The sequence below is a fragment of the Micromonospora sp. DT227 genome (genome assembly GCF_049841835.1).
Classification (GTDB): domain Bacteria; phylum Actinomycetota; class Actinomycetes; order Mycobacteriales; family Micromonosporaceae; genus Micromonospora.
Window position 1 is genome coordinate 80376 of record NZ_JBNCLA010000001.1, and the last position, 19803, is coordinate 100178.

19 protein-coding genes and 2 pseudogenes are annotated in these 19803 nt (G+C 70.5%); 6 read left to right on the forward strand and 15 right to left on the reverse strand.

The genetic code is table 11. The features are described 5' to 3' along the window. Positions 1 to 346 precede the first annotated feature (346 nt). Complete coding sequence (locus ACLQ2W_RS00395) at positions 347 to 790, reverse strand: hypothetical protein (protein WP_425784759.1); 444 nt, start codon at positions 788 to 790, stop codon at positions 347 to 349. A gap of 71 nt (positions 791 to 861) precedes the next feature. Between ACLQ2W_RS00395 and ACLQ2W_RS00400 the strand changes: the two genes are divergently transcribed. After that, positions 862 to 1404, forward strand: a complete 543-nt coding sequence (locus tag ACLQ2W_RS00400) for a hypothetical protein (RefSeq protein ID WP_123111663.1) — start codon at positions 862 to 864, stop codon at positions 1402 to 1404. A gap of 14 nt (positions 1405 to 1418) precedes the next feature. Here the strand turns inward: ACLQ2W_RS00400 and ccsB are convergent, their stop codons facing one another. From ccsB to ACLQ2W_RS00415, 3 genes are all read right to left on the reverse strand, one after another. Beyond that, complete coding sequence (ccsB, locus tag ACLQ2W_RS00405) at positions 1419 to 2348, reverse strand: c-type cytochrome biogenesis protein CcsB (RefSeq protein WP_425784760.1); 930 nt, start codon at positions 2346 to 2348, stop codon at positions 1419 to 1421. A gap of 68 nt (positions 2349 to 2416) precedes the next feature. After that, positions 2417 to 2644 (reverse strand): cation transporter, encoded by a 228-nt coding sequence (locus tag ACLQ2W_RS00410; RefSeq protein WP_082171188.1) that lies wholly within the window; start codon positions 2642 to 2644, stop codon positions 2417 to 2419. Between the two features lie 159 nt (positions 2645 to 2803). Further along, positions 2804 to 3235 carry a hypothetical protein gene (locus ACLQ2W_RS00415; RefSeq protein ID WP_425784761.1) on the reverse strand — a complete coding sequence of 144 codons (432 nt, stop codon included), beginning with the start codon at positions 3233 to 3235 and terminating at the stop codon, positions 2804 to 2806. 592 nt (positions 3236 to 3827) lie between these two features. Here ACLQ2W_RS00415 and ACLQ2W_RS00420 point away from each other — a divergent pair. From ACLQ2W_RS00420 to ACLQ2W_RS00430, 3 genes and pseudogenes are all read left to right on the forward strand, one after another. Next, positions 3828 to 4862, forward strand: coding sequence for an FAD-dependent oxidoreductase (locus ACLQ2W_RS00420; RefSeq protein WP_425784762.1), 1035 nt, complete (start codon positions 3828 to 3830; stop codon positions 4860 to 4862). A 492-nt stretch (positions 4863 to 5354) separates the two neighbouring features. Further along, positions 5355 to 6553 (forward strand): annotated as a pseudogene (locus tag ACLQ2W_RS00425) (IS110 family transposase). A 35-nt stretch (positions 6554 to 6588) separates the two neighbouring features. Further along, positions 6589 to 6774: a glutaredoxin family protein gene (locus ACLQ2W_RS00430; protein WP_425784763.1), complete on the forward strand. Its 186-nt coding sequence runs from the start codon at positions 6589 to 6591 to the stop codon at positions 6772 to 6774. An 83-nt stretch (positions 6775 to 6857) separates the two neighbouring features. Here ACLQ2W_RS00430 and ACLQ2W_RS00435 read toward each other — a convergent pair whose 3' ends face one another. From ACLQ2W_RS00435 to ACLQ2W_RS00460, 6 genes and pseudogenes are all read right to left on the reverse strand, one after another. After that, positions 6858 to 7781, reverse strand: coding sequence for a M56 family metallopeptidase (locus ACLQ2W_RS00435; protein ID WP_425784764.1), 924 nt, complete (start codon positions 7779 to 7781; stop codon positions 6858 to 6860). After that, a complete protein-coding gene (locus tag ACLQ2W_RS00440; protein ID WP_425784765.1) occupies positions 7778 to 8140 on the reverse strand; it encodes a BlaI/MecI/CopY family transcriptional regulator in 363 nt (120 codons plus the stop codon). Before ACLQ2W_RS00440 ends, ACLQ2W_RS00435 begins: the two co-directional genes overlap by 4 nt. 204 nt (positions 8141 to 8344) lie before the next feature. Further along, a complete protein-coding gene (locus ACLQ2W_RS00445; RefSeq protein ID WP_425784766.1) occupies positions 8345 to 9034 on the reverse strand; it encodes a DUF305 domain-containing protein in 690 nt (229 codons plus the stop codon). Between the two features lie 77 nt (positions 9035 to 9111). Beyond that, positions 9112 to 9519, reverse strand: coding sequence for a DUF6153 family protein (locus ACLQ2W_RS00450; protein WP_425784767.1), 408 nt, complete (start codon positions 9517 to 9519; stop codon positions 9112 to 9114). 76 nt (positions 9520 to 9595) lie between these two features. Continuing rightward, positions 9596 to 10048, reverse strand: coding sequence for a DUF2752 domain-containing protein (locus tag ACLQ2W_RS00455; RefSeq protein ID WP_425784768.1), 453 nt, complete (start codon positions 10046 to 10048; stop codon positions 9596 to 9598). 395 nt (positions 10049 to 10443) lie between these two features. Then, positions 10444 to 11880 (reverse strand): annotated as a pseudogene (locus ACLQ2W_RS00460) (HAD-IC family P-type ATPase); the annotation flags it as partial. Positions 11881 to 12014: 134 nt separating this feature from the next. On the opposite strand from ACLQ2W_RS00460, the gene ACLQ2W_RS00465 reads away from it, so the two are divergent. Then, a complete protein-coding gene (locus ACLQ2W_RS00465) occupies positions 12015 to 12131 on the forward strand; it encodes an SHOCT domain-containing protein (protein ID WP_425784769.1) in 117 nt (38 codons plus the stop codon). A gap of 14 nt (positions 12132 to 12145) precedes the next feature. On the opposite strand, the gene ACLQ2W_RS00470 is transcribed toward ACLQ2W_RS00465, so the two are convergent. Both ACLQ2W_RS00470 and ACLQ2W_RS00475 read right to left on the reverse strand, forming a co-directional pair. Further along, on the reverse strand, positions 12146 to 13270 hold the full coding sequence (locus ACLQ2W_RS00470) for a sensor histidine kinase (protein ID WP_425784770.1): 1125 nt from the start codon (positions 13268 to 13270) through the stop codon (positions 12146 to 12148). Continuing rightward, on the reverse strand, positions 13267 to 13959 hold the full coding sequence (locus ACLQ2W_RS00475) for a response regulator (protein ID WP_425784771.1): 693 nt from the start codon (positions 13957 to 13959) through the stop codon (positions 13267 to 13269). The genes ACLQ2W_RS00470 and ACLQ2W_RS00475 overlap by 4 nt, the downstream gene beginning before the upstream one ends. 152 nt (positions 13960 to 14111) lie before the next feature. On the opposite strand from ACLQ2W_RS00475, the gene ACLQ2W_RS00480 reads away from it, so the two are divergent. Continuing rightward, the gene (locus tag ACLQ2W_RS00480; RefSeq protein ID WP_425784772.1) at positions 14112 to 15644 is read left to right on the forward strand and encodes a multicopper oxidase family protein; all 1533 of its coding nucleotides are present in this window, start codon (positions 14112 to 14114) and stop codon (positions 15642 to 15644) included. Between the two features lie 58 nt (positions 15645 to 15702). Here the strand turns inward: ACLQ2W_RS00480 and ACLQ2W_RS00485 are convergent, their stop codons facing one another. The 3 genes from ACLQ2W_RS00485 to ACLQ2W_RS00495 form a co-directional block, all read right to left on the reverse strand. After that, positions 15703 to 16719 (reverse strand): C40 family peptidase, encoded by a 1017-nt coding sequence (locus ACLQ2W_RS00485; protein WP_425784773.1) that lies wholly within the window; start codon positions 16717 to 16719, stop codon positions 15703 to 15705. Positions 16720 to 16896: 177 nt separating this feature from the next. After that, complete coding sequence (locus ACLQ2W_RS00490) at positions 16897 to 18294, reverse strand: NADH-quinone oxidoreductase subunit N (protein WP_425785979.1); 1398 nt, start codon at positions 18292 to 18294, stop codon at positions 16897 to 16899. Between the two features lie 18 nt (positions 18295 to 18312). Continuing rightward, a complete protein-coding gene (locus ACLQ2W_RS00495) occupies positions 18313 to 19803 on the reverse strand; it encodes a complex I subunit 4 family protein (RefSeq protein WP_425784774.1) in 1491 nt (496 codons plus the stop codon).

Genomic DNA, 19803 nt, shown 5'->3' on the forward strand with positions numbered 1-19803 from the left:
TTCGGCGAGCAGCGGCCGGCAGAACCACGCATCGCCATCGAGGCGAGGCCCGACCCCACGAACTGCCTATCGGGCGCGGCCGCGTCCGCGGGCAGCCGCAGAGCAGCGTGGCGGGAGCCGCCGGCGGGACGCCTCACGGCACTGGAGTGACGACCTTCGCACAGGCGCGGCCGCAGGTGGTTGTCTGCGCAGCGGCGCCGTGGTGGCGGCACGATGTCGATGCGAACATCTGTCAGCAGGCTCGGTGCTGCGGATACCGCCGGCGGCGTTTGCCTGAGCCGGCAGCCGTCATCCACGCCGGTGCGACGGGACCGTGCCGGCAGCGGCGCGTTCGAGGTGTCGAGGTCTAGCGGTCCTGGAAGCCCGGGTAGTCCGAGACGTGCCGGCGGGGGTCGTCGTTGAGCCACCGCAGCATGTCCTCGTAGGCGGCCACCTGCGGATCCTGGGCGTCGGTCTGCGTCACAAAGGCGGGCGTCATCCGCGCCGGCGCCGCGCCGTCCGGGTCGCTGCGCTCGAAGCGCCAGCTGTGACCCAGCGACGGCACCGCTGCCTGCGGCCTGCCCCCCTGCCGTCGGACGTCGGCGTGGCTCAACCGCTCGCGCACCACCTTGACCCAGAAGAAGACCCCGAAGGCGGCAAAAAGCGGCCACTGCAACGCGTACCCGTAGCTGAGGGTGTTGCCCTGCCGTGCGTGTTGCCACTGCCACCAGCCCAGCCGCAGGAACACCACCGCGACCACACCGACGATCACGTGGCCAACGAGCCAGCGGGGACGAAGCCAGGGCGACACGCCCCGACGATAGCCGCTCGGGAAGCCAGGCATGTTGTCCGCCCTCTCTCTGCGTGACGTACGGTAGCGGCGTGAAGGTGTTCCCCGTTGCGCTCGACTCCGGCGAGACCGCCAGCCTCCGCTCCGACGACACCACGGTGTGGATCACCCCCGCCGCCACCCGCTGGCGGCGGCTGCTGCACTGGTCCGCCGGAGCGGTGATGCTCGGCCTCGGCCTCGCTGCCATTTCCATCGGTGTCGGCCACGCGATCGGCCCGGCCGTCGGCCTGTGGGCCACCGCCGCGACAGTCGGCCTGATCATCGCCGGCGGCATCGGTGCAGCCGTCGCCGCAGTGCTGCTCTGGCGCGCCGAGCGCCACCCCGGCTCCGCCATCCACGTACGGGACATCAGCGCGGCCCGCAGTGAGCAGGCCAACGGCGGCATCACCGTCACGATCGAACACGTCAACGGGGTGACCCACCGGTTCACGGGCACCGGCATGACCGGCGCCCGCACCGCCCAGCTGTTCGCCCGGCTGCTCTCGGCCGCCGCCGCGCCGCACGACGAGGAGAGCTCCGCGCCGCACGCAGGTGCGACAACCGCCGCGGGCCGCGGCGCAAACCCCGTCAAGTAGCGGCTGACCACGGCTCAGGCCCCCGCGTAGGAGTGCAGACCGGAGATCACCAGGTTCACCGCGAACAGGTTGAACATCATCGTCGCCCAGCCCACCACCGCCACCCACGCCGCGGTGGTGGCCCGCACACTCGCGGTCGCGTTCGCGTGCAGGTAGGCCGCATACACCACCCAGGAGATGAACGCCCACGTCTCCTTCGGGTCCCAGCCCCAGAAGCGGCCCCACGCCGCCTCCGCCCACACCGCTCCGGCCATCACCGCGAAGGTCCACACCAGGAAGCCCGCCGCGTGCATCCGGAACGACAGTCGCCGCCACACCGCCGTCGCGGGCAGCCGCGCCGCCAAGGTGTCACGCAGATCCCCCGATCTCGGCGTGCCCCGTCGCTCATAACGCGCCCGTAGCAGCAGGGCCGCGGCGGCGACGAACCCGATCAGGAACAACCCGGACGCGATCGCGGCGGCGCTGACGTGCACCGCCAGCCACACCGACTGCAACGCCGGCACCAGCGGACCCGCCGGCGTGTATACGTGCAGGCCCGCCGCGGCGAGCAGCACCAACGCGCACACCGCGACGTACAGGCCCAGTGGCCGCACCGCGGGGCGCCGGACCGCCAGGACCAGCCAGGCGAGCACCCCGACCAGGGTCACCGCCACGATGAACTCGTACATGTTGCCCCACGGCACGCGCCCCGCCGCGGCCGCCCGGGCGACCAGGCTACCGGCCTGCGCCGCCGCGGCCGCCCCGACCGCGCCCAGGCCGACGACGCGCCCGATGGCAACCCGGCGCGACACGGCAGCCATCGTCGGGACGGCAGCCGCAGGAACCGTCGCAGGAACCGGTACGGCAACCCGCCGCGGTGCCACCTGGGCCGCGGCAAAGGCAATCACGGCCGTGAGGTGGCCGAGGAGAGCAAGAGTGAACAGATTGTCAGACAGAGCAGCCATCGACTCTCCACGAATGAGTCAACCCGCTACCGCACGCCCCGATCACGAGGCGGCGGGCGGGCCGGAGATCAGAGCGATTCCAGCCGGGACGGATAGCCGGACGCGGCGAGCGCCGCGGTCAGCACGGGAGCGGTGACGACGACCGGGTCGGCGTCCACCACCGCGCGGCCCGCCGCTGCGGACACGTGCGCCCGATGCACCCCCGGCAGATCTTCCAAAATTCGCCGTACCGCGCTCTCCGCACGGTCGCAGCACAACCCGCGCACGGCCAGCATGTAAGTGACGGTGTCGTTCACGGCATCCTCAGACCCGACGAAGGGACAGCCGAGCTTGCTGGCCGACTGGCCAGGACCACGTTTGGCAGACTCGGCAGGAACGAAGGCCCGCGACGGCTACTCAGCCGGCCACGTATCAGGACGCGTGGAGCGCCACGGGCTCACAACCGCAAACCGGTTCTACACCCGCGACACGCACAACAGTGACAGCAGCCGGACCGTCACAGGCCGGCTCACCGGCCGGTGACGCAACCCCCGGCCAACAGGTAGCCGGCGGACCCAGCGCTGGAATGCCCCCAGTACGACGGCGCCGCCGATCACCAGCAACAGCAGGCAGGCCGTCACGGCCACGCTCCCGCCATCTGCCGGCGCATGATGCCCGTCAGTCGCCTCCGGATCGGCGGAGGCGAGGGCATCAGCGAGGCTGTTCAGGGCCGCAGACGCGTCGTAGGAAGCGAGGGAGGGCGTGGAACTGGCAGCCGCCGAAGGTGTCGCAGTGTCCAGACCCGTGGCGCACTGCAGCGCGTGCAGGACCAGAACCGCAGCGACGACGACCGCCACCGCGACAGCGCGGTAGCCGCGCATCGCACCAGCCGGACCGTCCCACGTCACCAGCGCAGACTACGACACTCCACGGCCGCAGCCGTCGAGTGGATGCCGGTTCTCGTCCTGCCCCTGATGCTTCTCTCAGATCGGCGAACGACGGTGCACCGTGTCGCTAGGCCCTACCCACCGGTGTGAAGCACTTCGACCGCGTAGCCGTCAGCTGGTGGAGAGCACGTATTGCGGGTTCTTCGCTATTCCTCCTTGGCTGTGAGTGCGTCGCGATGGAGGCAGCCAGTAACCGGCAACTTAAGGCCCAGAGGATCTGCTCACGGGGCCGGTCCGTGTTCACCATCAGCGAAAGTCGAATCTCCACCAGGATTTGGTCGCTCAGCCCGACGCCGCGATCGGGCTCTTCGGCAACCGGACCGGTGACGGGGCGTCGCCGTCGGCGCGCTATTCCGCGACCTGTTCGTGTTCTCGGACGTTGCTTCCGTGCGCCGGGTCGGCGGTTGGTCTGGGGCAGCAGGCAGGCGGCTGGCTTGACCGGCGGCCCAGGAAGATGGCGGCTGGCCACGCCGCGGCGACGACCGCGGCGCCGACGCCGAGGGCGATGCCGCCCTGGGTGAAACCGCCGATCCCGCCGAGGACTCCGGCGAGGATGAGTAGGTGGCAGATCGTGGCCGGCACCGCCAGATTCACCGGCGACCCTGACCAGCCGCGCCTGGCGGTGGAACAGGCCAATGGGGACACCTGCACGATCGAGGCCACGCACTACGTGGTGGCCACCGGATCCACACCATGGGCGCCGCCGATCGCCGGGCTCGCCGACGCCGGCTACCTGACCTCCACCACCGCCATGGACCTCGACCGGCTTCCCGAGTCGATGGTCGTCATCGGCGGCAACGCGATCGGCCTGGAACAGGCGCAGCTGTTCGCCCGCCTCGGCACGCGCGTGACCGTGGTGGAGACCCTGGACCGGCTGGCGCCGTTCGAGGAGCCGGAGATCTCCGCAGCCATCGAGGGCGTGTTCGCCGACGAGGGCATCCCCGTGCACACAGGCCCAACCGTCACCGCCGTCGCCCGCGCCGACGACGGTTACTCGCTCACCCTCACCACCGGCGCCGGCACTGTCGAGCTGGCCGCGGAGCAACTGCTGGCCGCCACCGGCCACCGCCCCCTCACCGGTGGCCTGAACCTGGATCAGGTGGGAGTGACGGTCGGCCGGCGCGGCGAGATCGTCGTCGACGAGCGCCTGCTTACCAGCAACCGGCGGATCTGGGCCGCCGAGGACGTGAAGGGGCATCCGCAGTTCGTGTACGTGGCGGGCGCGTACGGCGCCCTGATCGTGGACAACGCCTTCGGCGGCGCCGGCCGCCGGATGGACTACACCAACCTGCCGCAGGTCATCTTCACCACCCCGGCGATCGCCGCCGCCGGGCTAATCGACGCCCAGGCCGCCATGCAGGGCCTGGACTGCGAATGCCACGTGCTGCCCCTGGACTTCGTGCCACGGGCGATCGTCAACCGCGACACCCGCCTCCTCGTCAAGATCGTCGCCAAGCGTGGCAGCGGCCGCATCCGGGGCGTGCACGTCCAAGCCGACAACGCCGGTGCCCTCATCGCCGCCGCAGTCTACGCCGTGCAGGCGGGCATGACCGTGGTGCAGATGGCGACATCTGGTGCCCCTACCTGACCATGGCCGAAGGTCTGAAACTCGCCGCCCAGACCTTCACCCGCGACGTGGCGAAGCTGTCCTGCTGCGCCTCCTGACCGCCCCACCCGGGAGGCCACGATGACCGCACAGGACAGCCAGAACATTACCCCCAACAGGACGACCGCGCGGCCCAGCTCAGCCCGCCCGGCTGGTCCACCGCATGATCTCGACCACCGACGCACACACCGCCTGCGGCATCGCCGAATTCGGCGCCCTCCGCACGATCACCCCCGTTACCTTTTTGATCGTCCCCAGCCGGGGACCCTCGGTCGCCCGGCCTGGTATGACTTCCTGCCCCTGTCGTTCGGATGATCCGGGGGGTGTTGTCGCCGGGTCGGGTGGCGTCGGTGGACCGCTGATAGGGACACGGCCACCCGTGTTCGGGGTAGGTCTCTTCGTAACGTGGCTGCCGGCAGTCCGACGCTCAGACCAGCGGCCGAGGCCACGGAGCGATGCGTGGAGGCGGGTGTGGTGCACGGCGGATATGGCGTCTACCTCGGCTTGGACGTCGGCAAAGAGGGTCACCACGCGGTCGGGTTGGCGCCGGACGGCAAGCGGCTGCACGATGCGGCGTTGCCGAACACTGAGGCCAGGCTGCGGCAGTTGTTCGACAAGCTCGCCCGTCACGGCAGGGTTCTGGTGGTGGTCGATCAGCCGGCCTCGATCGGTGCCTTGCCGGTCGCGGTGGCTCGATCATGTGGTCATCACGTGGCCTACCTGCCTGGCCTGGCGATGCGGCGCATCGCTGACCTGCATCCCGGTTCGGCGAAGACCGACGCCCGGGACGCCTACGTCATCGCCGATGCCGCCCGGACCCTGCCGCACACGCTGCGGCGGGTCGACGTCGGCGACGAAGCCCTCGCGGAGCTGGAGGTGCTGGTCGGCTTCGACGACGACCTCGCTGGCGAAGCCACCCGCGTGTCGAACCGGATCCGTGGTCTGCTGACGCAGATCCATCCCGCCCTGGAACGGGTCCTCGGCCCGAAGGTGCACCACAAGGCCGTGCTGGAGTTGCTGTCCCGTTGCGGCGGCCCGGTCGGGCTGCGCAAGGCAGGCCGCCGCAAGCTGATGGCGATCACCGCCGTCCACGCACCCCGCATGGGCGAACGCCTGGTCGAGCAGATCATGACCGCCCTGGACGAGCAGACCGTCACCGTCCCCGGCACCCAAGCAGCCGAGACGATCCTGCCCCGCCTCGCCGACACCCTCCGCGACACCTTGCGGCAACGCGACCAGGCCGCCGGCGAGGTCGAAAGGATCCTCGATGCACACCCTCTTGCCCCGGTCCTGACCTCGATGCCCGGCATCGGCGTCAGGACCGCCGCCCGAATCCTGCTCGAAGTCGGCGACGGCACCGCCTTCCCGACTCCCGGGCACCTCGCCGCCTACGCCGGCCTCGCCCCTGTCACCCGACGATCCGGCAGCAGCATCCGCGGCGAACACCCACCCCGCGGCGGCAACAAGAACCTCAAACGGGCGTTCTTCCTCGCCGCGTTCGCTGCCCTCGGTGACCCCTGAGCCGCGCCTACTACGACCGAAAGAGAGCCGAGGGCAAGCGCCACAACGCCGCCCTCATCTGCCTCGCCCGACGCCGCTGCGACGTCCTGTTCGCCATGCTCCGCGACAAGACCCCCTACCAGGCCCGCCCAGCCACGCCGATCGCCGCTTGACGAAACCCATAGGGACACCCCCCCGGGTAGTGGTGGTGTACGGCACCGGTTGCTGCCCCGACGTCCGGCGTAGCCGCACCCTGCTCGACCGGGCATACACCTACATCGACCTCGACGACGACAAGATCGCCGCTGAGATCGTACGGCAGTTGCAGCGGGGGCAACGACGGGTTCCCACCCCGACGGCAACTTCCTGGCCGAACCCACCGATGGCCAGCTGATAGCGCGCGCGCCTGAACACGGAGGCATACAGGCCTACCGACCTCCCGGGCTGAGGCGCCTACGGATGTTCAGGTGGAGACACCTACAGGCAGGAGACGATGCCTGCGAGCAGGCCGACGCTCATGGGTGCGATCAAGGCAACCGAGGCGAGCACCCCGCGAGCGGCAAGGTTTCGTCCAGGCGGACGGTGCCCCTGAAGTCGTTGCAGTCGGATGGCAACCTCTGCGCCCGCCATCGACAGCGCGGACGGCGGATGCGGTGCGCTGGCGAAGGTCAGCAGGGCATTGCGTACCGCCGCTTGGCCGCATTCGCGTACCGCGGCGGCGTCCGCGCGCAGCTCGACGAGCAGACGTACGGCTGACGGCGCTTCCCGGGTCAACGGCAGCCAGGGCACGGCCGCCGCGAGCCCTTCCACAGCGGAAACGAGGATATGGTGACGCTCACGCAGATGGGCCCGCTCATGGCTGAGGACCGCGGCGAGCTGCTCCGCCGGCAGGTCGCGGGCACAGCTTGCCAGGACCGTCACGCCATGCGATCCGCCGAGGCTGTAGGCCAACGGCGTCGAATGGGGAATCCACAGCACCCCGTCCTCGCCGAATTCTGACTTCCCGCCGGTGAGTGTGAGTAGATCGGCGTGGGCTTGCCGAGCGCGGTGGGCGCTACGTGCCCGGCGGGCGCATGTCATGGCGAACTCTGCGAGCGCGGCGATCATTGTCAGGGCTCCGACCGCACCGACGATCTCGTCAAGGGCGGGTGGACGGCTGGGCCGGGTCCAGTGCCAGCAGATGCGGGCGAGATCGTGCAGTGCCCACTCGTGGGTTGTCCCTGGCGCGAGAAGCATGGCGATGGCGAGGCCGAAGGTGGCGGTCACCGCGACGAGCAGGCCGACCCAGCCGAGCAGCACCGCGAGAGGGTCAGCCACGTGCCGGAAGCACAGCCGCAACGCGGCGGGACCCCACCAGGCGACGGCGGCGGCCCCGGTGAACAGGTCGAGCGCGAGGCTCACGAGCCGGACTCCCGCTCGTGCAGCACCTGCCTGAGGATGTGCAGTTCGCGGTCGGAGGCCGACCGGGCGAAGTGCAGGAGCACCAGGTCGGGGTGGCTGCTCGTCTCGATCACCTGGCGCAGCGTGCGCGCGGTGATCTCTTCACGGGTGCCGGCTGGGCGGTAGCGGTAGGCCTTGCCGTCTTTCTCCCGCATGGCCCAGCCCTTACGATGCAGGTTGTCCAGCACGGTGAGAACTGTCGTGTAGGCCAGGGCCCGGTCGGTGGTCAGTGCCTCAAGGACATCTCTGACCAGCAGGGGTTGGTTGGCGCGCCAGAGGGCGTCCATGACGGCCGATTCGAGTCTGCCCAGCTCCGCCACGTGCTCTCCCTTCGTGACCGTCAGGGTACGCGAGGCTATCCGCCGGGTCGTCAGGACATGTCGGGGCCGCGGACGCTGCTGCCGGGCACAGATCCCGATCCTTCGGGAGCGCCACGGGAGCCGCAGGGCGCTTGACGTGCTGGGGATGGCGGGTCCGGGCCGGTCTCGCCGCGGTGACGTCGAGACCGGCCGCAGAGACGCCGCTTACAGGCGGTCGAGGATCTTCTGCAGGGTCTGCACCTCGGCGGCCTGATCCGAGGCGATCTTGGTGGCGAGCGCCTTGGCCTCGGGGTTACTGCCGTTGGCCTGCTCGGTCTTGGCCATTTCGATGGCGCCGTTGTGGTGGGCGATCATCATCTCGGCGAACTTCTTGTCGAAGGCCGTGCCCTTGGCGGCGGCGAGGTCGGCCATCTCCTGGCCGGACATCATGCCGGGCATGTCCGAGTTCATGCCCGGCATGTCATGGCTGGGGGAGGCCGACATCCCCGGCATGTCGTGCCCCGGCGTCGAGCTCATGCCGGGCATGTTGGGGTTGCCGGGGAGCGTGGTGGGCTTTCCCCAGGCGGTCAGCCACCCCTTCATGGTGGTGATCTCGGGATCCTGCGCTGTCTTGATCTTGGCAGCCAGGTCCTTCAACTCAGGGTCGCTCGCCCGGGTCGGGGCCAGGTCGGCCATCTCAACCGCCTGCTGGTGGTGCGGGATCATCATCTGGGCGAACATCACGTCCGCGTCGTTGAAGGTGGCGTTGGCCGAAGAGGAGGCGCTGGTCGACGGACTGCTGTTGCCGTGCTCCATGCCGGCGGTGTCGTCACCGCCGCCGCAGGCGGCGGTGACGAGCAGAGCGGACAGGGCGACGCCCGCGAGGGCGCTGCGGCGCAGGATGGTTCGCTTCATCAGGTATGTGGTCCTTGTCGCTAGGTTTCTTCGGAATCGGGGTCGTCGGCTCCGGGCGCTCCCGGATTCGCGCGCTCCTATGTCCGCAGGACCGATACCGCGGTGAGATGCAATCCGATGGGGCGGCGTGGCGGACCTCGACGGCTGCCCGTCGCCCAGGATCGTCGGCTGCCGGCCGGCCGGCAGGGGTCCCACCGGCGCTGCCGCAGCGTCGGCAGGAAGCTGAGGAGCAGGACGCTGCCCAGCACAGCCAGGCACACGGCGAACGGGTGAACTCCGTCGTCGTGGCCGTGCGAGCCGCCGTGGCCCTGCTCCGCGGTCGAACCGGTCGAGCTCTGGTGGGCGGCGGTTGCCGTGTGTCCGGTGCCGGCGGCAGCGGGGTCGGGTGGATGGCCGAAGGTGTGCATGCCGAATACGCCGAACGCCAGGGCGACGAGCAGTACCAGCCGCAGGAGCGGCGGCCTCCGGAGGCTCGCTTCGTACACGGTCGGACTTTTCATCCCATACCCAGAGTAATTGGCGGGAAGATCGTAGGGAGAGGCGAGGGTCACACGCGCCGGATTAGGGGGTGAGGTTCGGAATGTCGAACCAGGCGAACGGCGGCCACGGCAGGTTGCGAAGGACCGTGCTGTAGAGCAGGAAGGCGACGCCGTAGGCCCAGTAGACGCGTGGCGACAATCGCAGTGCGGGAAGCTCCCGCCCGAACCAGGCGATGCCGGCCCAGCGGACGCCCGCGCAGAGGAGAAAGGGAACGGCGATCAGAGCGACCAGGTGGTGGCGAGCCGCGTTGACGAGATCGCCGTGCAACAGGTAGTAGAACATCCGGGTTCCGCCGCAAGTCGGACCGTTGATCCCGGTCACTGCGTGCCACAGGCAGGGGCCGGTGGGATCGGCGACCCGGTCGGTCGGGTTGAAGCGGAGAACAAAGGCCGCCGCCGCGCCGAGAGCGCCCGCCAACGCCAGGGTCGCCGCACGCTGCGCTCTGCGATGCGGATCCACCGCCACCTGTCGCATCCGATTCCCTCACGTGTTCATCTGCGCCGACGCCGGGGTTGACAGGAGTCACCTGCCCCGGAACGGGTCTACTAATCAGGCATAGTAGATGGCGTAGTACGGGGACGGCGCTACCCCCTCCTGACCCGGCAGTCCACAGACCGGGAGCGACGACCGGGTGAGGATCAGCGAAGCTGGCCCGGCTAGCTTCGGGCCGGCCGGGCCAGCGCCCGGCCGCTCAGTCGCGTCCAGGCATCAGGCGTACCCGGCGCAGCAGTTGCGCGTTGAGCGCCACCACGATCGTGGAGGCGGACATCAGCAACGCGCCGACGGCGGGGCTGAGGGCGATTCCCGCCCAGGCCAGGGCGCCGGATGGCGTCGAGTTCCCGCAGCAGGGCGGGGCCGCCGACCGCCTAGGACGTGCCGCCGATGACGCCCTCGAGGCCGCGTCCAGTCAGCGAGCGAAAGTCCTGGGCCTCGGCCGCCGGGCCGCGGTCCTGGGCTGCCTTGACCAGGGCCCGGGCGAGTGGGTGCTCGCTGTCCGCCTCGATTGCGCCGGCGATCCGCAGCACCTCGTCCTCGGTGACGCCGGCGGTGGCGGCGCTGCCGGCGAGAGTGTGGGCGCCCTTGGTCAGGGTGCCGGTCTTGTCGAACAGCACCGCGTCAACGCCCCGCATGCGTTCGAGGGCGAGGCGGTCCTTGACCAGGATGCCGGCTCTGGTCGACACCGCCGTCGACAGCGCGATCACCAGCGGGATGGCCAGCCCGAGCGCGTGCGGGCATGCGATGACCAGGACGGTCACGGTGCGGACCACGGCCTCGTTGAGGTCACCGAGTGCCCACCACGTGCCGAAGGTGATCAGCGCTGCGGCGGTGGCGAGGTAGAACAGCCAGGCGGCGAACCGGTCGGCGAGCACCTGCGCACGGCTGGCGGACGCCTGCGCCTGAGCGACGAGCCGGCCGATGCCCGCGAGGGCGGTGTCCTCGCCGACGGCGTCGACGCGTACCCGCAGGGCGGAGTCGGTGGCCACGGTGCCGGCGACCACCCGGTCCCCGACGCCACGGGAGACCGGACGGGACTCTCCCGTGATCATCGACTCGTCCAGTTCCCCGGCGCCGTCGACAATGCGGCCGTCGGCGGGGACCCGGCCACCGGAGCGGACCAGCACCAGGTCGCCGAGCCGCAGGTCCCCGACCGGCACCCGGTGCGGTTGTCCTGCCTCCTCGTCGAGGCGTTCGGCGTCGTCGGGCAGCAGCGCGGCAAGGGCTGCCAGGGCCCCCTGGGCCTGCCCGATCGCCTTCGTCTCCTGCCAGTGGCCCAGCAGCATGATGGTCACCAGCGCCGCCAGTTCCCACCAGAAGTCGAGGCGGAACGCGCCAAGACGGGTCGCCAGTGAGGCGGCGTAGGCGACGGTGATCGCCATCGAGATCAGCAGCATCATGCCCGGTGCCCGGTCGCGGACCTCGCGAACGCCGCCGATCAGGAACGGCCAGCCGCCGTAGGCGAACACCAGGGATCCGAGGACGGGTCCGACCCAGGTCATGCCGGGAAAGTCGAGGGTGTAGCCGAACCAGTCCATGACCATGTGGCTGGTGGCCACGATCGGCCCGGTCAGCGCCAGGCTCAGCCAGAATTTCCGCCGGAACTGCTCCGGGTCGTGCCCGGCGTGCTTGTCGTGCCCACCGCCGCGGCCGGCTTGCCCCCCATGGTGGCCATGGTGCTCACGGTGGTGCGGGGAGTCCGGCGACGTGGTGTGCAGCTGGTGGGGGTGCGCGATGTGCAGTTCTTGCGCGCCGCGCGAATGGTCGTGCCCGGTCGCGACCGCGCCGTGGCCGGTGTGCTGACGCGTCATGGGTCCACCTCCACCCGCAGCTTATACCCGTAGGGGGTATACGGCACGCGCGGTTTCCCTTGCCTCTCAGGTCTCTCGTTACCGATACCGGGCACAGGTAGGACCTTGGTCCCGAGAAGCAGGGGCAATGGGCGGTGACGCCCGGGGCGTGCCGAGAGCAGGGTTCGAGAAGAAGCATCCTGGCCGAGCGCTACGCCCGCGGCGAACTCGATGCAGAGGAGTACCAACGCAGGTTGGACGGATTGCGCTGACCGGATGGGCCGTTTCAGCACTGCTGGCTGCCGGCGAGTGGTCCCCCGGCGGGCAGGGTGACGATGAACGTCGCGCCCGTGCCGGGGCCGTCGCTGGCGGCGGTGAGGCGACCTCCGTGCTGTGTGACGAGCGCGCGGGCGACCGCCAGGCCGATCCCCGACCCACCGTGACCACGGTCCCGGGCGGCGTCCGCGCGGTAGAAGCGCTCGAAGACGTGCGCCAGGTGCCGAGCCCCGATGCCGTCGCCCGTGTCGGCGACCGAGATGTGCACACCGTCGCTGTCCCGGATGGCGTGGACCGTCACGTGTCCAGCCGCAGGGGTGTGTCGTAGGGCGTTGTCGAGGAGGTTGCCCAGCACCTGGCCCATCCGCTGCGCATCGGCGTCGACCAGTCCGGCATCCGGGGCAACCTGCTCATGCAACGCCACGCCCTTGGCGGCGTACCGGGGTCGGGCGGCGGCGACAGCGGCGCCGACCAGTTCGCCGACCCCGATCGGTCGGCGGTGCAGGTCGAGTTGGTGCTCCTCGGCGCGGGACACGGCGACGACGTCCTCGGCCAGGCGCCGCAGCCGGTTCGTCTGGGCCCGCAGCACCGTCCAGGTGTCCTCGCCCTCGACCGCGATCCCGTCCTCGGCGGCGTCCACGTACGCCTCGATGGTGGCCAGTGGGGTGCGCAGCTCGTGGCCGAGGTCGGCCAGGAGGCGGCGGCGGGTCGTCTCCGCGTCAGCGAGGCGGGCGGCCATGGTGTTGAAGGCGGCGGCGACCGTGTCGAACTCGGGGCCGAGGCCGGGGACCGCTACCCGTACGCCGTAGTCACCCCGACTCACGTCCGCGGCGGCGGTAGCGAGCTGGGTGACCGGTTGGGCGAGGCGGCGGGCCAGGTAGGCGCTGGCGGCGAGGGCGGCCAGCAGCGACGCGGCGATCGCGACGCCGAGAGCGAGAGCACTGGCCGACGCATACGCCTCCTCGACGTGATGGGCGGTGCCCGGGTCGACCGCACTGGCGGCCCGCCGCAGGTGGCTGTGGAAGATGGCCGGACCCACCACGGCGGCGATCACCGCGAGAGTCGCAGCGCCGACCAGCACCACGAGGGTCTGGGCCGCGAGCAGCCGGCCCGGTAGTCCGAGTTGCCGTCTCATCCCCGTCCCATCCGGTAGCCGATGCCGCGCACGGTGCGGATGAATCGGGGGGCTGCGGGGTCGTCACCGAGCTTGCGGCGCAGGTGAGCGATGTGCACGTCGACGAGGTGCTCGTCACCGACCCAGTCTGCGCCCCACACCAGGTCGATGAGCTGACGGCGGCGCAGCGCGACATCCGGCTGGGCCGACAACGCGGCCAGCAGGTCGAATTCGGTGCGGGTGAGCTCCACGGGCTGCCGGTCCACCCACACCTCCCGACCGGCGAGGTCGATGCGCAAGGCCCCGACGGCGCGTTCGGACGGCTCCGGCGGCGGGGCCGGCGCGACGCGCGGGCGACGCAGCATGGCACGGATGCGGGCCACGAGCTCCCGCGGGCTGAACGGCTTGGTCAGGTAGTCGTCCGCGCCGACTCCGAGGCCGACCAGCTTGTCGACCTCCTCACTGCGGGCGGTGAGCATGACCGCGTAGCAGTCGGTGAACGTCCGAATCCGGCGGCAGACCTCAATGCCGTCCAGACCGGGGAGGGCGAGGTCCAGCACCACGACGTCCGGCCGGTCACGCCGGACGGCGTCGACCGCCGCGCGGCCGTCGAAGACGCAGCTCACCTCGTGCCCGTCGCGCTCCAGATAACTGGCGACGACCTTGGCCAGGCTGCGCTCGTCGTCGACCACCAGCACACGTACGCCCATGGGGTCCATCCTGCCCGGGCGGCGGAGGTGGTCGCGTCCGGGTGACGCGGCGGCGCTCATGAAGATTCACTGAAGATCGTGGCGGGACGTGGTCACCGGCCGGCTGGGGCGACCAGGCTGCAGGCAGGGTTCCCCGTTGTGAAGGAGCAGCCATGTCCCCCACCCTCACCCGTCGGCGGCTGTTGGCCGGAGTTGCCGGGGCGGCCGGTCTCGCCGGGGCCGGCGGCGCCGCGGCCTGGGCAGGCGGGCTGTTCGATTCGCAGCTCGTGGCGCCGACGGCGGACCTGGTGGCGCGGACGGAGGCGGCCCGGCGGCGGGCCGACGGCCGCACGGTGCGGGTGGCGTTGAACCCTCGCCCGGTCACCCTCGACCTGGGCGGCCGGCAGGTGCAGACCTGGGGGTATCACGAATCCGCGCCCGGGCCGCTGATCCGCGCCCGGGCCGGAGATGTGCTTCGGGTCGAGGTGACCAATGGTCTGGCCGCTGGAACGAGTGTGCACTGGCACGGGGTCGCGTTGCGCAACGACATGGACGGCGTGCCCGGGGTGACCCAGCAGCCGATCGCCGCCGGCGGCCGGCACACCTACGAGTTCACCGTCCCCGACCCCGGCACCTACTTCTACCACCCCCACTCGGGCGTGCAGCTCGACCGCGGGCTCTACGGCGTGCTCGTCGTCGACGACCCGCACGAGGCCGGCCGGTACGACCAGGAGTGGATCGTGGTGCTCGACGACTGGGTCGACGGCACCGGCCGTACGCCCGACGACGTGTTGGCGTCGCTGCAGTCCATGGGCGGCCACGGCGACATGCCCGGCATGGCCGGCATGGATCACGGCAGCATGGGCGGCATGAGCGGCATGCCGATGGGTGGCATGGAGACGATGACGTCCCCGCTGCTCGGCGGTGCCGGGGACGTCACGTACCCGCACTATCTGATCAACGGCAGGACGCCGGAGGCCCCCGTGACGTTGGCGGCTCGGCCGCGCCAGCCGGTGCGGATCCGCCTCGTCAACGCCGCCTCCGACACCGCCTTCCGGGTCGCCCTCGGTGGTCACCGTCTCACCGTCACCCACTCCGACGGCTTCCCGGTCACCCCGACCGCCTGCGACGCGCTGGTGCTGGGCATGGGTGAGCGGGCGGATGTCACAGTGGAACTGAGCGATGGCGTCTTTCCCCTGGTCGCGGTCGCCGAGGGCAAGGGCGGCCAGGGCCTGGCCCTGGTCCGCACCGGCGCCGGAAGCGCGCCGAGCGCCACCGTCCATCTGCCGGAACTGGACCGTCGGGTGCTCCTCACCGGGGGGCTGCGGCCGGCCGACGCCGTGCGGCTGGAGCGCCGCGAGGCTGATCGGGTGCACCGGTTGGTGCTGGGCGGCTCGATGATGCCCTACCGGTGGACCCTCAACGGCGCCGCCTTCGACAAGCTCGATCCGCTGGTGGTCGGCCAGGGCGAGCGGGTCCGGTTGGAATTCGTCAACCAGACCACTATGTTCCACCCTATGCACGTGCACGGTCACACTTTCGCGGTCGCCGACACCGGCGTACGGAAGGACACAGTGATCGTCGTGCCGAAGCAGACAGTGGCGGTGGAGTTCGACGCGACCAACCCGGGTCAGTGGATGACCCACTGCCACAACATCTACCACGCCGAGAGCGGCATGATGATCAACCTGGCCTACCAGAAGTGACGGTATGCGGAGGCTCCCCGCCCCAAAAGGGGCGGGAGCCTCGGCATACGCTGGCGGGTCAGGTCACCCGGCGGAAGCCGGCGATGGGCATGTAGTTGATGTTGAGGACGTTGACCGGCTTGCCAGCTCGCGGGGCGTGCACCATCAGGTCGTTACCCAGGTAGAGGCCCATGTGGTGCAGGTCGCTGTAGAAAAAGATCAGGTCGCCGGGCCGGGCGTCGGCCCGCGAGACCGGCCGCCCCTCGTTCCACTGGGCACCCGTGAAATGGGTGAGCGAGATGCCCGCAGCCTTGTACGCGTACTGGGTGAGACCGGAACAGTCGAAGGCGTCCGGACCGTTGGCCCCCCAGACGTACGGGTCCCCCACCTGCTGGCAGGCGACCCGGATCGCCGTCTGCGCGGCACTGCTGACCACACCGGAGACAGTAGGACAGCCTGTCATCTTCACCGTCGTCTTCGGCAGCGATGCGGTCAGGCGCTTGATCTCGGCGTCGATCTGCTTCTTCTTCGCCGCCAACTCGTCACGCTGCTTGATCTCCGCGGCGATCAGCTCATCCAGCTTCTGCTTCTGCGCCTGATACCGGTCGCGGACAGCCAGCACGCCGGCGATCTCCTGATGCTGCTGGGCCGCGAGCCGGTCGAGGATCACCAACTGTTCGGCAAGAGTCCCGGGCTTGGTGCTCACCAGGAGAGCGCCCAGTTCCTGTGACGGACCACGCATGTAGTGCCGGGCGGCGATTGCGCCCACCCGGTTCATCGCCAGCGCGGACTCCAGCTCCAGCGGCGCCATCTTCTTCTCAAGATCCGTGGCCTTCTTCTGGTTGGCCTTCAGCTGGGCCCGGATCTTGTTGTAGCCCTCGATCGTGGGCTCGAGTTGCTCCCACTGTTTGTCGATCTGCGCCTCGATCTCGTCGGGCGACGGTGCCGCGTGCGCTGGAGCCGTCAGCGACGCGGCGCCGACGGCGACAGCCGCTATCACGGTGAGTAGACGGCGGATCAACTGACGGCCGCCGACCGACGGTGCGGGCGAGCGACACGGGACCTGATGGTGGAGGGGCATGGATGCCACCAGCACGAACTCCTTCTACCGCGGAACTGGGTGGATGTCGTCTTGGCACTCACCGGGGCGAACGCCACCCGGCATCCTGCCCTACTATTCTCGGATAGTAGAGGAGTCCCCTGGAAGCAGGAGAACCGACGCACCGGGATCCGACGAGCAGCCCGACCAGCCGTCGTCGAGCGGCTGCCTCTGCTACCGGCTGACGAGGTACCACAGCGGCCCGGCGGCGAGACCTGCGGCGAGGCTGAGCGCCGCCGCGGACACCGCCAGGCCCATCGACCACCGCCGAGGGCTCAACCGCGACTGCACGCCCCGCTCGTCGTCGGCGTGGCGGTAGGCGGGGGTGATCCAGCGCAGGTAGTAGAAGAGGCTGAGCACACTGTTGGCGAACACGACCACGGCGAGCCAGGCGTACCGCCCGTCCCAGGCGGCGGTGGCGGTGGCGAGCTTACCGACGAACACCGCGGTCGGTGGCGTGCCGACCAGGCCGAGCAGCGCGACCAGCAGGGCCGCGGCGAGCCAGGGCCGCTGTGCGGCCAGACCACGGTAGTCGGCCAGGTCGCGGTGATCGGGCACGGCGGCACCGACCGCGAACGCGGCGATGTTGGTCACCGTGTAGCCGGTGAGATACACCAGCAGCGACGGCAGGGCGAGGTCGCTGCGGCCGGCCGCGACGATCGGTACGAGCAGGAAGCCGACCTGGCTGACGGTTGACCAGCCGAGCAGCCGCCGCGGGTCGGACTGCCAGTACGCGGCAAGGTTGCCCAGTGTCATGCTCGCGACCGCGAGTGCGGCCACCAGCACCGCCCACGACGAGGATGGGGGAAGCACGGTGGCGAGCCGGTAGACCGCGACCAGCGCGCCGATCTTCGGCACGGTGGTGAGGAACGTCGCGGCCGTGGCCGTGGCTGCCTGGGCCGCGTCGGGGACCCAGAAGTGGGCGGGCACCCCGCCGGCTTTGAACATCAGCCCGCCGATGACGGCGACCGCTCCGACGGTCACCGCCGCCTGCGGTGAGCCGGTGAGCCGGTCGGTGAGTTCAGCGTACCCGGTGGTGCCGGTGAGCCCGGACAGGACGGTCACCCCGAGCAGCAGCAGGATGCCGAACAGCGCCCCCATCAGGTACGTCTTCATGGCCGCTTCGGCGGCTGCACCGGTGTGCGCGAGGCCGATCAGCGCGTAGAGCGGGATGCTGGCGAGCAGGAACCCGACGGCGAGGGCGAGCAGGTCAGTGGCGCCAGCCAGCAGCACGGCACCGGCGGTGGAGAACAGCAGCAGGGCGTACGTTTCGCTTTCCCGCGCGCTGCCGGCGATCTCGTCGGCGGCGACCGCGAGAATGAGCAGGGTGCCGGCCGCGGCGAGGATGCGGGCGATGCCGGTGGCCGTGTCGACGGCGAACGAGTCGTCGAAGGCGCTCGTCGCCGGGCTGCGCATCTGGATCGCCGCCGCGATGATGGCGGCGACGAGCACGATGGCGGTGAGGGTGCGGATGAGCCATTGCCGGTGGCGGGGGACGAAGGAACCGCCGATCAGTGCGGCGAGCGCGCCGCCGACGAGCAGCATCTCGGGTATCAGCAGCAGCGGTCGCATCGTCGTCGTGTCCACCGGTCACCGCCCGAGCAGGCCGACGACCGCGTGGGCGGCGGGTTCGATGACGTCCAGCAGCGGGCGCGGCAGCACTCCGATCGCCAGGGACAGTAGCAGCAGCGGCCCGGCTGACCACAGCTCCCGAGCACGCAGATCGGTGAACCCGACCGACTTGCCGGCCGTGTCGCCGGTGAAGACGCGCTGCAGCGCGCGGAGGAACAGCGCCGCGGTGAGCAGGATGCCCAGCACGGCGATGGCGGTGACGGGCGCGGCGGCGATGCTGCCGATGAAGATCTGGAACTCGGCGATGAAGCCGGAGAAGGCGGGCAGGCCCAGGGAGGCGAACGCGCCGACGGCGAACAGCGCCGCGAAGGCCGGCGCGGGTGCAGCGAGCCCGCCGAAGTCACGCATGTCGTAGGTGCCGGCGCGGTTCTGCAGGACGCCGGCGAGCAGGAACAGGGCGCCGGTGATCAGGCCGTGGCTGACCATCTGGGTGACTGCGCCGGCGACGGCCACGTCGCGGGCCTGGGTGGTGTCGGCGGCGACCAGGCCGGCGACGCCGACGGCGAGGACGATGTAGCCCATGTGGTTGACCGACGTGTAGGCGATCATGCGTTTGAGGTTGGGCTGGGCCAGCGCCACGAGGGCCCCATAGATCACCGACACGACGCCGACGACGATGATCACCCAGGCCCAGGCGCGCCAGGCCTGCGGCAGCATCGGCATGGCGATGCGGACGAAGCCGTAGGTGCCCATCTTCAGCAGCACCCCGGCCAGGACCGCCGAACCGGCGGCCGGTGCGTCGGTGTGCGCGGGCGGCAGCCAGGTGTGGAACGGCACGGTCGGCGTCTTCACCGCCAGGCCGAGCAGGATCGCCCCGAGCACCAGCGCGCCAGCGACCGGCCGGCCCTGCAGGGGCGGCGCGGCGGTGAGTTGCGGCATGTCGAAGGTGTGCGGGGCGGCGGCGACGTACAGGCCGATGAACCCGACGAGCAGCGCCAGGGAGCCGAGGAAGGTGTAGAGAAAGAACTTCAGCGCCGAGTGCGCCCGGTTGCCGTGGCCCCAGCCGGCGATGACGAAGTACATGCCGACTATGGACAGGTCGAAGAAGACGAAGAACAGGATCAGGTCGGCGGCGACGAACAGCCCGAGGCTGACGCTCTGCAGGAACAGGAACAGTGCCGCGTGGGCGCGGGGGCGGTGCCGCTCGCGCAGCGCGTACACCGCGCAGGCCAGGAAGATCACGGCGGTCATCGCCACCAGCGGCAGCGACAAGCCGTCCACACCGAGGTGATAGTTGCTGTTCACGCCGGGAATCCAGGCTGCCTGCTCGGTAAAGGCCAACGTGCCCGGCCCAGGGGTGTCGTAGCGCATCCACACGACGGCGACGAGTCCAAGGTCGATGGCCGCCACGGCGACCCACGCCCAGCGCGCCAGCGTGTCGCCGAGGCGCGGCACGGCGGCCAACACCACGGCGGCGGCCAGCGGCAGGAAGACGATCAGACTGAGCAA